This is a genomic window from Brevibacillus ruminantium, from assembly GCF_023746555.1.
Taxonomy (GTDB): Bacteria; Bacillota; Bacilli; order Brevibacillales; family Brevibacillaceae; genus Brevibacillus; species Brevibacillus ruminantium.
This window is the reverse complement of sequence record NZ_CP098755.1, coordinates 940,073-954,418: the sequence shown is the minus strand read 5'-3', so window position 1 is coordinate 954,418 and position 14,346 is coordinate 940,073. Positions and strand designations below refer to the sequence as shown.

General features: G+C 50.0%; 13 protein-coding genes. All 13 read right to left on the bottom strand.

Features of this window, described 5'->3' with window-relative positions; translation table 11 throughout:
• Nucleotides 1-119: 119 nt before the first annotated feature.
• A complete protein-coding gene (locus NDK47_RS04695) occupies nt 120-1,268 on the bottom strand; it encodes an ABC transporter permease (protein ID WP_251873711.1) in 1,149 nt (382 codons plus the stop codon).
• Between the two features lies 1 nt (nt 1,269).
• Entirely contained in the window at nt 1,270-2,394 is a 1,125-nt protein-coding gene (locus tag NDK47_RS04690; protein ID WP_251873710.1) for an ABC transporter permease, read from the bottom strand.
• 15 nt (nt 2,395-2,409) lie between these two features.
• Nucleotides 2,410-3,348, bottom strand: a complete 939-nt coding sequence (locus NDK47_RS04685) for an ABC transporter ATP-binding protein (RefSeq protein WP_251873709.1) — start codon at nt 3,346-3,348, stop codon at nt 2,410-2,412.
• Between the two features lie 117 nt (nt 3,349-3,465).
• On the bottom strand, nt 3,466-4,581 hold the full coding sequence (locus tag NDK47_RS04680) for a sensor histidine kinase (RefSeq protein WP_251873708.1): 1,116 nt from the start codon (nt 4,579-4,581) through the stop codon (nt 3,466-3,468).
• An 11-nt stretch (nt 4,582-4,592) separates the two neighbouring features.
• Nucleotides 4,593-5,255, bottom strand: coding sequence for a response regulator transcription factor (locus tag NDK47_RS04675; RefSeq protein ID WP_251875985.1), 663 nt, complete (start codon nt 5,253-5,255; stop codon nt 4,593-4,595).
• 730 nt (nt 5,256-5,985) lie between these two features.
• Nucleotides 5,986-6,714, bottom strand: a complete 729-nt coding sequence (locus NDK47_RS04670) for a 4'-phosphopantetheinyl transferase family protein (protein ID WP_251873707.1) — start codon at nt 6,712-6,714, stop codon at nt 5,986-5,988.
• A gap of 88 nt (nt 6,715-6,802) precedes the next feature.
• Complete coding sequence (locus NDK47_RS04665) at nt 6,803-7,063, bottom strand: acyl carrier protein (protein WP_251873706.1); 261 nt, start codon at nt 7,061-7,063, stop codon at nt 6,803-6,805.
• A 13-nt stretch (nt 7,064-7,076) separates the two neighbouring features.
• On the bottom strand, nt 7,077-8,114 hold the full coding sequence (locus tag NDK47_RS04660) for a 3-oxoacyl-ACP synthase III family protein (RefSeq protein WP_251873705.1): 1,038 nt from the start codon (nt 8,112-8,114) through the stop codon (nt 7,077-7,079).
• Nucleotides 8,115-9,797, bottom strand: a complete 1,683-nt coding sequence (locus NDK47_RS04655) for a thiamine pyrophosphate-binding protein (RefSeq protein WP_251873704.1) — start codon at nt 9,795-9,797, stop codon at nt 8,115-8,117.
• Entirely contained in the window at nt 9,794-11,020 is a 1,227-nt protein-coding gene (locus NDK47_RS04650) for an aldehyde dehydrogenase family protein (protein ID WP_251873703.1), read from the bottom strand. The genes NDK47_RS04655 and NDK47_RS04650 overlap by 4 nt, the downstream gene beginning before the upstream one ends.
• Nucleotides 11,002-12,456, bottom strand: a complete 1,455-nt coding sequence (locus NDK47_RS04645) for a class I adenylate-forming enzyme family protein (protein WP_251873702.1) — start codon at nt 12,454-12,456, stop codon at nt 11,002-11,004. Before NDK47_RS04645 ends, NDK47_RS04650 begins: the two co-directional genes overlap by 19 nt.
• Nucleotides 12,457-12,466: 10 nt before the next feature.
• Nucleotides 12,467-13,378: a hypothetical protein gene (locus NDK47_RS04640; protein WP_251873701.1), complete on the bottom strand. Its 912-nt coding sequence runs from the start codon at nt 13,376-13,378 to the stop codon at nt 12,467-12,469.
• Nucleotides 13,375-14,328, bottom strand: coding sequence for an ACP S-malonyltransferase (locus NDK47_RS04635; RefSeq protein ID WP_251873700.1), 954 nt, complete (start codon nt 14,326-14,328; stop codon nt 13,375-13,377). Before NDK47_RS04635 ends, NDK47_RS04640 begins: the two co-directional genes overlap by 4 nt.
• Nucleotides 14,329-14,346 lie beyond the last annotated feature (18 nt).

The following is a 14,346-nucleotide window of genomic DNA, read 5'->3' as shown; positions in this document are numbered from 1 at the left end:
GCTTGATTCGAGATTTTTTCGTCAAGTAGATCATTCAACAATCGAGCTGGATACTCCTTTTCCCCCATTCCTATGACTCCCCACAACCCCGTAAGACCGGAAACTCCTAAACCATTCCCTTAGACAAACTGTCTGACGTCATTATTGCGACTAAACCGGTAAATGGCGATCAAGGAAAAGACAGCGGCGAACGCAATCAGAATCGCCATATTCACATACAAGCTCCCCAGGCTATGGCCCTGCTGAAGCTTATTGATCATGTCCAGCAGCCAATGCTGCGGCAAAAAGTTCGAGATTTTGCGTACGGTGTCCGGCATAATGTCCATCGGGAAAAAGCAGCCAGCAAGCAGGCAACTCGGCGTGATAATCAGATTTTGCATAGCGCCGGCACCCGCCGTACTGTTCGCAAAGGCAACGATCAAGAGCGAAAGACCGATAGCCGCCAGCGCAAACAGCAGAAGAGAGAGAATCAATTGACCGTAGGTGATGCCCGAATCTATATGGAAGACGTTTTTCATCATAATCAGCGTAACCACAATTTGCAGCAGCATGATCATGAAGTTCACAATGACGTTCGAGAACACATATGTCCTGGCCGATATCGGCGATGAGAGCAGGCGCAGAAAGGTTCGGTTTTCTTTTTCTTTGAGAATGATCTCCGTCATATTGACCGCAGAAAACATCATGAACATAGCGAGAAAGCCAATCGATTGATACGTCATCGCCTTCGTGCTTGACTTGTCTTGCAGCGTTACCGCCTTCAGCTTAAAATCTTGCTCGCTGTATGCCGCATAGATCCGGGAGAACGCCGCTTCATCCCCGCGTGATTCCTTGCCGATGGCTGCGATATTGCCGATATAGCTTTGGAGCATGGCTTTGATGTAGGCAGTTACTTGCCTTCCTTTCACCGAGACGATGTTCAGGTGATCCGGCTTGCCCTCCCGCACACTGGCAGCAAACCCTGGCTCAAAAATGATCCCGCTGTCCAGCTTTCCGGATGCGATGTCGTCGTGGAGGCTTTGTTCATCTGTGACGGTAACTGTGAGTTGATTCAACCCTTCCATGAACCGTATCACGTCCATCGTAATTGCCTGATTGCCGTCCTGGTTGCTAATGCCTACACGTATCGTGCCTGAGCTTATGTTGCTGTAGAGAAACATGGAAATCAGAATGCCTACAATCGGCAAACCAAAGTAGACGAACCAGCTGCTTTTTTTGCGAAACGTGTCCGTCAACGTTTTGCGTATGAGCCACATCATTTCACGCATCTCAAAGCGCCTCCCTTCTGCGTATGGAGATGATAGCCAAGATCAGAAAAACAGAAGCGATGCCAAGATTCAGTCCAATAGCAGGCCATGCTGCGGCTGTATGATCGGCGTAGATGATTTGCATCAAGGCCGTATTGACCCAGCGCATTGGCGACAAGTTGGTCAGAATCCGCATCACGCCCTCCATGCCATCAACAGGAAAAAAAGCACCACCCAGAAAGGATGCGATCTGTGTGAAAATCATGACGACCGCCCGTGACCCTTCCCCCTTGACCAGAAAGCTAACGCCAAGGCCTACGCTCACGGCGAGCAGCACTTCGGTGAACAGGACGAGTACCACCATTCCGTAATGGTTGCCCCAATCCGCATGGTAAACGAATTTGCTGAACAAGACGACGACCAGGACAAAAAACAGATTAATGACCGTGCTGCCAATGAGTTTTCCGGTGAAAATAATCCCCTTGCTAACCGGAGCCGCCATCAAGCGAACAGCGGTATTGCGGGTTCGTTCACCTCTGAAGAGATAGCTTGCCGAAATGACCGAATAGAAGGCGATCATCGTTGTCATCACGATCGCGTAATAATCGAAAGAGCCCGGTTTTTTATTGGGTTGAAGCGCCGTTTCCCGGATAAAATCACCGCCCTCTCCAGCGCTGGCGACGATTGCCTGAGCCGCTGCCGGTTCCACCTGAATAGCCGCCGTTGCGAGCGAGTAGCGATCCGCAAATACGGTCAGCATGCCCTGGATAATGTTGCTCTCAATCGTATTCCTGCTACTCCCATAGAACTCTATGCCAGAGTCGTCAAGCCTTGCATACGCCGTATAGCGGTTGGTGCGCACTTCTTCTTTGCCGTCCATGTCTGCATCTGCTTGCACAACTTTGACTCCTTCTTTGCCAATCGCTTCCGTAAAATGGTTCCAGTACGTCGAGATGTGAGGATCGCTCCAATTGCTTGTATACAGCAATCGCATTTCTCCGACCGAATAATCTGAGGAAAATACCTGGGAAAGGGCAGACCCGAGAATGAGCATAAGTACGATGGGCAATGCGAGCATAAACAGAAAAGATCGAGTGTTGCGAAGGTTGGACTTGATTTCTTTCCACGCGATATTCCATATATTCATGATGCCGCCCCTCCTTTAGTCTCGCAGATTCCGACCAGTCAAGGTCAGGAACACCGACTCCAGATTAGGCGCTTGCTCTTCGACGGATCGGATTTCCACCTGATCCTTGATCAATTGCTGGATGATCCGGTTGAGATTGTTAATCTCAGCTTTGGACACGATTTTGATCGTGTTCTCTTCTTGACGGACTGCTGTTACGCCCTGGATCGTCTTGAGGCCCTCGAGAGGCAGTTCTTCATTCGCTTTGATACCAATCCAAATTTCCTTCGAGTCGGTAATCGTCGATTCCAACTGCTCCTTGGTACCTTCCGCGATGATTTTCCCATGGTCCACGATGGCGATGCGCGTGCAGATTTCTTCGACTTCCTCCATGTAATGGCTCGTATAAATAATCGTACAGCCCATTTCGTTCAGCTTGCGCACAGAGTTCAAAATATAGTTCCGCGACTGCGGGTCAATCCCGACCGTCGGTTCGTCCATGATCATCAGCTTTGGGCGATGAGCGATGGCACAGGCGATGTTGAGCCGACGCTTCATCCCGCCTGAAAAGTTCTTGGGGAAGCTCTTGAGTTTGTCTCCCAGACCCACGAAGGCAAGTGCTTCTTCGGTTCGCTCCCGAAGCAGTGCCCCTCTCAGGCCGTACAAGCCCGCGAAGAAGCTCACGTTTTCATAGGCAGTCATATCCTCGTAGATGGCGATATCCTGCGGTACGATTCCCGTGTTCATCTTGGCGAATTTGCTATTCTTTGCAATGTTTTTTCCCAGTAGGATAATCTCGCCCTTGGTGCTGCGCAAGAGGGACGCGATCATGTTGATTGTGGTGCTCTTGCCCGCTCCGTTCGCACCTAAAAAGCCAAATATCTCACCTTCACGTACGTTCAGCGACATATTGTCGACAGCAACGAAATCACCAAATTTTTTGGTCAAGTTGCGGATTTCCAATACATGGCTCATCCGAGTCACTCCCTTAGTGGTTATGTTTGTATTCTATAAAAAGGGGATGCCCTTATGTCAGTGCATAAGTTCATCCCCTGTCTATGAGAATTTTCACTTTGTTCTTTATGAAACCTTTCACAGGTTCCCGTATGGCAAAAGTGTTGTCACACGGAAGCCCTTATTCCCATCGACGATGACAGTCCCGCCAACAGAAGCGGCCCTTTCCTCCATGCCCAGAATACCAAGCCCCTTCACCACTTTATCCACCCCGATCCCGTTATCCGAGACTACGGCTTTGATGAGTTTGTTCAGCACCTGGACCTCAATGTTGATAGCCGTTGCTTTGGCATATTTGAGTGAATTCGTGACCGCTTCCGTCGCATTTTGCTGGATAATTTTCCACTGGAGCGGCGAAATGACATCGATATCCCCGTCAAAGGTAAGCGTAGCGGTCACGGTCTCCTTTGCCGACAGCTCATCGACAAACAGCCGAAGCCGGTTGATTCCCATCTCTTCCGGTCTCGGCTTCACATCCTTGAGCGTCAGCCTGATTCGCTCCAGTCCCTCCCTGGCGATGGCGATGGCATTACCCAGCAGCTCGGATGCCTTGTCCTGGTTGATTGCGAGCAGTCGCCGCGATGCTTCCATCTGGATTAGTGCGCCCGCCATCGCATGCCCGACATCATCGTGGATTTGCTGGGAGAGGCGGTTGCGTTCCTCCAGCTTGATCGTATAGGCGGACTGCCGGATGTATTCGTTGTTTTCACTCAAGGACCGGGTCAGCCGTTGCAAATCCGCCCGCATTTTTTCCCGCTCCTCCTCCATCCTCCTGAGCTTGTCGCCCAGCTCATGAACACCCGCAAACAGCAAATAACTGAGCAAGCCACTCAGCAAGTACAACGGGATCAGTTCGAGAGGGATGAGGAAAAGCAGAATCAGCATAATCAGGAACGCGTATATCGTTCTCGTTCCGGACCAGGAGCTAAGTTCGTACACATGAATGGGGAGCAGCAGCAGAAACAGCGGCTCCAAACAGATTCCGCTTGTGACGACAAGCACAGCGGATAATCCGACAAGCATCTGCTTTGGTTTGGTTTTTTTAAAGATGGGAATGGTGATATTCACAGCCAGGTAAAGAAGGTAGCCAAGGATTAGCCAAGGGCTGATTTCGGATGTGAGATGAGCCAAGAAGGAAGCCGTAATGATATAGCCAAGCACGGTTGCTTTATTCCAAATCGTCCAGTACTCCATGTTGTATGATCTCATTTGTCCGACATTCTCGCTTCGCCCGTTAAATAATAAATCGCGATCTGGGTACGATGTTCCAGCCCGGTTTTGTTCAAAAGAGAAGTGATATAATTGGCAACCGTTCCTTCGGAGATGAAAAGCTTCTTGGCAATTTCTTTGTTGGACAATCCCTTGGCGATGTGTGCCATCACATCGAGCTCCCGTTCTGTGAACAAGCTTCGGTCGATTTTGCTGCCGGCCCGGTCGGATAAGACTGACGCAGGCACTGACTTAACTGGAGGAGTTGGCGGCGTATTCGCTGTTTGCTGGCTTGCGGCAAGATTTCCTTTGATCTTGTCCAGGACGACATCCTGCAAAACATGATGATTGTGGTAGACACTCTTGATAGCGTCCCGAATGCGTTCCGGGTCATTGTTCTTCAGCAGATATCCACATGCTCCCGCCTTGATGGCTTCAAGAATGAACTCGTCGTCATCGAACGTCGTCAAAATCAGCGGTTTGACGGCTGTCTGTTCCTTCAGCAGGCGGGTCGCCTCAACTCCGTTCATGTTCGGCATTCGTACATCCAGCAGTGCAACATCCACTTCGTTGCTCATGCAAAAAGCAACCGCCTCGGCCCCCTCCGTAACCGTCCCAACCACTTCAAATTCATCGAAGGTGGCCAGAATGATTTTCATGCCTTCTCGAATAAATGAATTGTCGTCCGCAATCAGCACTTTGATTTTCAATGCAGCCTGCCTCCTCTCTCCCGAGCCTCTTGCGCCCAAATCGTGAACGAAAGCTTTTCTATATATGAAATACGAATCTCATCTTTACGTAGTGATGACAATGGAACGCGCAATGAACCTGTTTGGCAAAACAATTATAGCAAAAAAAGTCAAATGAAACGCTCCTGTTCCTTAAACGATTTACTGTGACCCATAGGCATGTGGTCCGACCGCCGCCATGCAGCGCTGCAACATGTGCCGGGAGAGGCACACGTCTGAGGGGACGCGGTGAAAAAAGTCAAAAAAAAGATGACTCCTGATAAATTCAGAAGCCATCTTTTTTTTGACCAGCCTATGGACTTTTTTCAAACGATTTACTAGTTCGATCACCGTGCAGGGAAGCGTGTCAGTTTCTTTGCACAATTACCAAGGGCATGCCCAGTTTGGACCTCCTCCGATGCATACGCAATCCGGGTGCGGTTTCGGTCCGACACAGCCTGCGCACGTTTCTTCTTGATTTGCCGAAGCAGAGGATACTGTGAAAACCAGCGCAGCTGCAACCAGAAGACCTGCTACTTTTCTCATATGCTTCACCTCCTTTTACCTATATATTCTATCTATTACATATTTTCCCTTCCTAGAACTTGCACTAATTTTTCTTTGCTGGATCGGTCTGGCTTACCATTTGAACACCAGCCATTTAACCTGAATACGAAACGGTTCCCGTCAGGAGCTCAGCCATTTCTATTCGGCTGACTTCATACGTGATTTGCGCCGATCCCTCTCTGGCTACAGCGACCGAAGCCAGATACCCCTTAAGAGGTGAAAACGTATAAAAGGAAAACCCTGTATCCTCTACGAGATCACCGAAAGCTGGCACCGAAAAAGAGAGCGGCGGCAGCGAAAATCCCATCCCCTTCGCCTTCATCACCGCTTCCTTTCTTGTCCACAGACGATAAAATACTTTCCGTTTTCCTTCAGGCGCGGCCTGCTCCTCCACCGCGGCTATTTCCTTCTCCAGGAACACAGTGGGCATCACCTCTAACACGCAATCCTGATGGGCAGCTTCAACATCAATACCCGTCTGCTCGATCTCGGACAATGCACAGACCCACATCTGCTGGGAATGGGATAAATTAAAGAAAACAGGTCGTTTGATTGTCTCCGTCATCGCCCTGTAATCGATAAATAATTTCCCGTATTCATTTGCAAAAAACCGGATCTGTTTCGGGGACAAGCCCAGTTTCTGTCCAACCAGCCCCTTTACGAGCAGGCGCCCGATCAAAAACTCCACTTTTTTACAATCGACCAGATATCGCTCATACGTCTTTCTTTCCTCCGAATCCAGGATGTCGATATGCTCGCTTAGCACGGCGGACTGCAGCTCTTCATCAGCATGCACCCAAAAAACCTCCACCTTTTTCCGCATGGCTTGCCATCCCCTCCCCGTCCGATCTTTCTGTTTCCATGCATCAAGCTGTTTCCATGAAAGAAGAGGAGGTCTCCCTCCTCCCTCGTCATTTTGATGGCTGCATACCCTTTTGCTGTTCAACAAATGCCGCGATACTGTCAATGGTTTTAAAGGTATCTGTATTGACCGCGCCGATGTCCAAATCGAATTCTTTTTTAATCGTATTGATGAACAGCAGCACATCCATGGAGTCCAGTCCGAACGGGGAGTCCGGTCCAAACAACGCTTGATCATCCTTCACTTCTTCCTGGGAAACATTCAGTTTATAGGCCTCCAAAAATTTTTCTCTTACTTTCTCTTTGATCATAAGTCAGTCTCCTTTACTCGTTTTTGTTGTATTTTAAACACAGTGATCCCCATAAAAATCCGGCACCAATAGCGGATATCACCAGGTAATCACCCTGTTTCACCGCTTTTTCCGTCAAGGAATGATGGAGCGCGGAAAAAAGCGAGGCCGCTCCCGTATTGGCATACTCTTGTATCGTGACCGTTGTCTTTTCCAGCGGCACATCCAAAGACCGCATGGCTTCCTTAATGATGTTCAGATTCGCTTGATGCATGACAAAATGGTCAATATCAGACACTTGCAAGCCTGCTTTTTGCACAACATTGCGAATGGAGTCGGGCATCTTTTGCGTGGCCACCTTCCAGACCTCTCTCCCGTTCATTCTGATATAATGACTGGACGCAAGGTCTGCTCCCTCTGGCAACGGTGCTGTGCCTGCACCATGAATCGTTACGGCCATATTTAAGGACGAATCCAGATGCCAGGAGAGCAGCCCGCAATCCTCCCCTGTTTTCTGAAGCAAAATCGCCCCGGCCGCATCCCCAAAATACACTCTGGTTGCACGATCGGCTGGGTCAGTCGAGCGCGACAGGACTTCCGCCCCGATGACGAGCACGTTTTTGATCATTTGATTTTGCAAGAGATGGGAAGCTAGCAGGATCGCAAAAATTCCGCCTGCACAAGCTCCCTGGGTGAGATCAAACGGGATCGCATTTTTCGCCCCCAGCTTCTCCTTCACGATGAGCGCAGTAGATGGCACCCGGTGATCCGGCGTAGTGGTAGCCAGCACGATCGCATCGATCTCCTCACAAGAAATGCCTGCATCTCGGATGGCATCCAAACTGGCCGATACACACATATCCGATGTGGCTAAATCATCTGGCAAATACCTGCGCTCCCTCACCCCAATCTTTTCCCGAATCCATTCGTCACTTGTGTCCAAGTCGCGGGTAAGCATCTCGTTGGTCACCACATGTTCAGGGACATAGAACCCTGTTCCCTGGATGCTGAAGGAAGTGTCAAGCCCGCTTTGGTTGACGGCAGGTGGTTTGATACATGTATCGATCTTCATTCACATCAACTCCTTAACAGGAAAATCACCGTGCAGTTTCGTGAGCGGTTCCGGTACATCATCTACCGAGACCATCGCTTCGATCACGACCACTTGCTTTCGCTCGTATTCCCTCCAGGCTTGCTCGATAACCTGCTTGCATTCTTCTCTTTTATGCAAAGGGATCACGGTCAATTTCGGATGACGGCTTTCTGTGCATGAAAAATGCGGGTGCAAGAATCGCGAGCCCTCCTTCCTGCCTGTATTGACGTGTTGAAAATCAAGCCAGCCATAGCCGCCATTTTGCAAGACGACATAGATGAGCGGCATTTCGTAGGCTAATGCGGTGGACAGATCACTGCGGAACAGATTGAAGGCGCCATCCCCGACGAACGCAACAACAGGCTGCAGCGGTTTTGCTTTGGCTACCCCGATGGCCGCGCACGCGCCAAATCCCAAACTGGTTTGTTCGCTGGGAACATACGCGTTTTGCTCTTGAGCAAGCCCCAGGTACGGAAAGAAATAGGACCACATATCTTGCAAGCCATTTTCATGAACATAGATACTGTTGGCCGGCAGACAAGCTTGCAGCTCCTTCAGGAGATCAGCCACCCGCAAACGGGACTCCCCGTGTTTGGACTCGGCTTTATCCAGAAGCATCGCTTGTTTGCACTGCTCGATCTCGCGGACCCATTCCAGGTGTGGTGCACGGTTTTTCGTATGGGCAAGCATTTCATTGACCACGCACTCCACATCGCCAATCAGGCAGAGACTGGGGTAGTCCAGATGAAAATGTTCTTCGTTGATGTTGACTTGAATGATCTCCTTGGTTTGGAGTTGTTCCTCCCACCCAAAAAGAGCGGTCTCCTCCAGCTTGCTCCCCAGGGTAATCACCAGGTCAGCTTCTTGCAGGAGTGTTTTGACTCTCCGATGCACATACAATCCCGCCAGCCCGCCGTACAAGGGATGCTCTTCATGAAAGCTGCCTCTCCCTGAGGCGGTGACAAGCACGAGGGCTCCCAATTGTTCCGCCCACATCTCCAAGACTCCGCGCCTTTCCATCCATTTGCATCCGCCGCCCAGCAGCAAGATCGGCTTGGCAGCATGCGAGATTTTTTCACACGCGAACCGGAAGCTCAGGGGATCTGGCATCGTTTTGGAAATCGTCAAAGGTGAAAAATCAGGGAAATCCCCAGAGAGCTGCTGACTGCCGATATTCTCGGGAATTTCGATATAGACCGGACCGGGTGTTCCCTGCGTCGCCAGAAAAACGGCTTTGCGCAAAACCCATCCCAGCGATTCTTTGCTTTCCAGCCGATGACTCCATTTCACCAACGGAGAAACCAACGCCATCTGGTCAGCTTCTTGAAACGCTTTTTTCTTTCCATAGGAACCTGTTGAGGTGCCGGAAGAAAGAATCAACAGCGGGCAGCTCTGCGCGTGCGCTTCCAATAAGCCGGTGATCGTATTGGAAACGGCCGGCCCTTTACCTACCACACAAACACCCAGCTTTTGCGCAGCCAAGGCATAACCGGTGGCCATGAACACCGCATTGCGTTGATCTTTCGTGACCATAAATTCGATGTCTTGGTTCTCAATGGCATGCATCAGGAGTAGCTCGTCATTGGGAAGCCCGAACACCACTTCGGTTCCAAACGCTTTGAGTCCCTTGGCGATACCCTCATATACACTGATTTGGCTCATTGGTCACCTCTTTGCCAGTATTCACTCAAGATTTGTGAAATCAAAATTGGTTTGATGATTAATTCCCCTTGATAGAAGACAAAGTTGGCCATCGGCCCATAACCGCCGAACGGCGCATTGCCGTTTTCGATATCAAACAGGGTTTCATTAATGGAAACGGTATGTTTTTTGCGGAGAAGCTCAATCAGCGGACTGTCTGGATGACCGTAGAAGGTAGCTCCCAGCGCCCGTTCCACAAAATACTCCTGGGTGACGATCCGCTTCAAGTCTTCCTCTTTTTCATAGATAACCACGTTAAAAACAGGGGAGAAAAACTCAAGAATTTTTAATTTCTGAGCCAAAGCACTGACAAGTACGGTTGGCTGAATCACTTTGTCCCGGAAATCAATTCTTCCCCCGTAGACGATATGCTCACCGTACTGGTTGAGATGCTGGCCAACCATTTCCAGCGTCTCTGTATAGTGAATCGGTCCGTAGGCAGCGTCTACTTCCTGATTGCTGCCAAACCTCAAGCCGTCCAGCTTCGCCGTCAGCAGCGTCAAAAACGCGTCCTGCTGTGACTGGCTCACATAGATGACATCCGGGCCCATGCAATCCTGACCGGTGTTGTATAAACGGACCTGGATGAGATCGTGAACGGCTTTTTCCAGATTGGCTGTTTCGGAGACGATAAACGGATTGATCCCCTGTCCAAAGAAGATAAACATTTGCTGCTTGGACAACTGCTGCTTGATGCTTTCTGCGTTTTGATAGGTTCCGGTAAACACAACCACATCTGCCTGCAAAACAGACGATTTGATGTATTCTCTGTGGGAGAGCTCCAATAACGCAAAAGGCAGCTGGTGTACCTCCTTCAGCACCTCATGAAGCTTTCTGACTTGGGGGAGAACGGACATGGAACTGCGAAATTCTATTTGATTGACATACAGGGAGGGAATCAACAGATACAGTACGTAGGAATAGAGAATCACGTTTGAAGGCATAAATACGGACATCGTCGAAATGAGGGGAGGCTGATACTGGTGTACCTCATGAATCGCATTTTTCAAAGCCTGTAAAGATGCTTGTATCTCCAGCTCTGCCGTCTGGTACGTCGAAATTTCGGTCAAGATGTCTCGGATGGTCCCCGGATTTGATTCGATAAACGAAATGCAGCGGGCAATCGCTTCTCGTCGCTGGAGTAGTGGAATCGAAAGCTCCAGGTCTACGGTTGAACCATGCATGTCCCTTCCTCCTCTCTACTGCTCTTCCATTGAGCTGCCAGATTTTGCAGCGCCACTAGGTCAACCTTTCCATTTGGCCGGTAGGGAAAAGCGGGTATAAATACAATCTTGTCAGGCTTTAAAATAGAGCCCAGCGTTTCATTGATGGCTCTCTCCATCTGTTGGGTCAACGGCAGCTCTGTCTCCACGAACAAAATCATATAGGCTCCTTTTTTCTCGTCCTGAAGAGAGACCACCCTCCCCCGCAGTTTCAGTTCATTTTCCAGCTTTGTTTCAATATGCGCGGGATAGATGACATACCCCTTGCGAACAATCTCATTTCCCTTTCGGCCCAGAACATACAGGTTGCCCTGCTCATTCAAGCATCCCAGATCGTTGGTTTTGAACCATCCCTCCGCCAACACCGAGGCTGTCTTCTCGGGTAAATCCAGGTAGCCATTCATCATTCCCGGACTTTGAATGTAGATCTCTCCCAACTGGCCGGCCGGAAGCTCCGCTCCTTGGTGATCAACCACCTTGATTTTCACACTGGGAAGCGGCTTGCCGCATCCTTCGCGATAATCTCTGGTATTGAGAGCGACATTGCCCACTTCCGACAAGCCGTACCCATCCAACAACGGCTGATCCAACACCGCCGAAAAGCCTTCAGCCAGCTCCTGGGATAACGGCGCCCCGCCGACACACCACATCCGAACCGCAGAATGCTTCAGGTCGGTGCATACCCGTTCCCGCTTTTTGCACATTTGGAGCAAAATATAGTAGGTAGAAGGGATGCCATCGACGACGGTCACTCCGCTCTCCGTGATGGCTTTCAGGATCGGTCTGATTTTTTTGTAATCACAGATCACCAGATCGCACCCTGTCCGCCACCAGATCAGCACAATCGACAGCCCGTAAAAGTGGGTAAAGGGAATGAGCGGCAGCAGGACATCCTGATTGTTGTATTGCATGATGTCCATGCTCTCTTCCAGATTGAAGAGAAAGGAATGGCCCGATTTCACAATCCCCTTTGGCTTGCCTGTAGAGCCGGAGGTATACAGGATGAGCGCATCTTCCCTGTCTGACCACCTTGCAAAGGACAGCTCTTCCGCAGGGTGGTCCCCCCTGTACTGCATCCCTTCAGCGACATGGAACGTCCGGACCTGGTCATCCAGCGAAAGGGGACGATCCGAAATACAGAGCCGACTCTTAGAATCGAGAGCAATCTCGTTTACTTCCCGTTCATCGGTCATGCAATCAACGAGTACAATCGAACAGCCCATGTTCATGAGTGCGAAAAAAGCAATGAGGAATTCATAGGAGTTCTCCATCGTCAGCATGATCCGGCTCTCTTGGCGAATCTCGCAGCTTTTCAAAAAGGCGGTATAGCGTCCTACATCGGCAAGAAAAGCAGCTTTCCCGTAGCTGGTCTCATCCGTACGGATTATGTGAGCCATGAAATACACCTCATGAGATACCCACCTGCTGCATAACGGAGTCAGGGGATATACCAATTGTTTGATATTCTGCTTTTAAGAGCTGGGCAAATAAATTTCGGGGACCCACCACATATGCGGTATCCAGTTGTTTCGCCTTCATCGATTTCGTCACGAGATCCCAGCGAACCGGATGGTCATACCCATCCAAAAGCATCTGTTTCAGCGTTTGGGAATCTGTGTAAATGTGACCATCGACGTCGGAAATAATCGGGATGTGGAGGGGTTTAAAGGAAATCTGATTGTAGTATTTTTCCTGAAGCTGATGCTTGAGCTCGGTTAATTTGCGGCTGTGGATCGGCTGTTTCATCGTATGTAGCGAAAAGCATTTGCTTTTTTGATTGATGACTTCCTTTAGAGCCTGGATCACTTTTTTCTCGGCGCATAAACAGACGACTTTTTCCAGGTACCCCACCAGCTCAAGCTCCATGCCTGCCGCTTCAAAGCTCCTGATTACTTCCTCTGTCTCGGCCAGAGACATATTGTAAATAAAGTGAGTCTGGTACTCCCCATCCATCTGTTCAAAGAAGGTGGTGGAATGCCGGGCACTTTCATGAGTCAGCCAGACGCATTCCTCGTAGGTGACCCCACCTGATTGAACCGCGACCGCCATTCCCCCAAAGCTTGCTCCGATGGCATAGTCAGGCTGCACGCCATAGTGCTCGTAGAAATAATCCAACAGCGCAATCGTATTGGCTAAAAAGGCGCACTCCATCACTTCTTGCTGACCTTCCTTCGCCTCCCGGAACGCCTCCGCCAGGGAGTATCCGATCACCTCGCTTGCCTGGTGAAATCGTTTTTGGGCATACGGACTTTTTTCTACAAAATCTTTTACTTCGTCATAGCCTGAAGGAGCCAAACCAGGCAATACCAATCCAATCATGTATGGGCCTCCTTGCCTTCTTTTGTGGTCAAATATGCTTCCACATCATGACTGTCGAGAAGTCTCTGAACGGTAAACGGAAGATCTGTCGTGAATTGCAAAGACTTGTGAACGAAGTTGCCCGGTCCGAGAACGATCAATTTTTCTACCCCTTTGCGCGACAGCTCTTGCAGGCATTTATACCAGCACACACTGTTGATATACTGCTCGGTCAGCTCGGTAACCAAGCCGGCTGTGTCGTTGATTTCCTCGGCATTGACGTTGCTGAGCAGCGGAACGCGGGGAGAGTGGAAGGAAAGAAGCGGCAGCACCTCCTGTTGCAAACGCGCTCTGACATTTTTCATCAAAGAGCAATGTCCAGGAGGACCGTACGGAATCGTGACACCCAGACCGCCATAGGGACTGGCCATTTTGTTCAGCAGCTCCAGGCTTTCCTGGTCGCCGTTCACAATCATTTGGGTGGCATTCACCGTCACACAAGGCTCCAGAATTCTTCCCTCTTCGGTCAATTCCGCGATCAGACGCGAGAGGATGTTGACATCCACGTTATAAAAGAAATAGACCCCGTACTGTTTCTCCGGAAATTCTTCTTCTTCCATTTCGCACATGTTTTTCACCATGCGGAGGGTGTCTTCGAAAGACAATCCGCCTGCACAGTGTATAGCAGAGACTTGTCCCAGACTGGGGCCCACAAAATAAGCGGGCTGCCCAAGCTCCTGCTGCAACATCTCAAATAATGCCGTGCTGATCGTAACGATGCTGGGCCGGGCGATGACACCTTTATTCGTCATGCTCTCGCTCTCAAAAAAGAAGGCCCGGGCGAGATCGTATCCCAGAATTTCACTGGCTTCTTCAAACTTGGCTTGCACGCGGGGAAAACGCTCGTACAGATCATAAAAGCTTCCCTGCTTCAATTTCACCAAAGGCGGAAAGATCAAAGCCGTTTGCATTGCCTGTCACACTCCCTT

Bases quoted from the DNA above. Each gene is read 5' to 3' on its own strand.
- NDK47_RS04695 (WP_251873711.1), bottom strand. From the start codon at position 1,268: ATGCGTGAAATGATGTGGCTCATACGCAAAACGTTGACGGACACGTTT.
- NDK47_RS04690 (WP_251873710.1), bottom strand. From the start codon at position 2,394: ATGAATATATGGAATATCGCGTGGAAAGAAATCAAGTCCAACCTTCGC.
- NDK47_RS04685 (WP_251873709.1), bottom strand. From the start codon at position 3,348: ATGAGCCATGTATTGGAAATCCGCAACTTGACCAAAAAATTTGGTGAT.
- NDK47_RS04680 (WP_251873708.1), bottom strand. From the start codon at position 4,581: ATGGAGTACTGGACGATTTGGAATAAAGCAACCGTGCTTGGCTATATC.
- NDK47_RS04675 (WP_251875985.1), bottom strand. From the start codon at position 5,255: ATGAAAATCATTCTGGCCACCTTCGATGAATTTGAAGTGGTTGGGACG.
- NDK47_RS04670 (WP_251873707.1), bottom strand. From the start codon at position 6,714: ATGCGGAAAAAGGTGGAGGTTTTTTGGGTGCATGCTGATGAAGAGCTG.
- NDK47_RS04665 (WP_251873706.1), bottom strand. From the start codon at position 7,063: ATGATCAAAGAGAAAGTAAGAGAAAAATTTTTGGAGGCCTATAAACTG.
- NDK47_RS04660 (WP_251873705.1), bottom strand. From the start codon at position 8,114: ATGAAGATCGATACATGTATCAAACCACCTGCCGTCAACCAAAGCGGG.
- NDK47_RS04655 (WP_251873704.1), bottom strand. From the start codon at position 9,797: ATGAGCCAAATCAGTGTATATGAGGGTATCGCCAAGGGACTCAAAGCG.
- NDK47_RS04650 (WP_251873703.1), bottom strand. From the start codon at position 11,020: ATGCATGGTTCAACCGTAGACCTGGAGCTTTCGATTCCACTACTCCAG.
- NDK47_RS04645 (WP_251873702.1), bottom strand. From the start codon at position 12,456: ATGGCTCACATAATCCGTACGGATGAGACCAGCTACGGGAAAGCTGCT.
- NDK47_RS04640 (WP_251873701.1), bottom strand. From the start codon at position 13,378: ATGATTGGATTGGTATTGCCTGGTTTGGCTCCTTCAGGCTATGACGAA.
- NDK47_RS04635 (WP_251873700.1), bottom strand. From the start codon at position 14,328: ATGCAAACGGCTTTGATCTTTCCGCCTTTGGTGAAATTGAAGCAGGGA.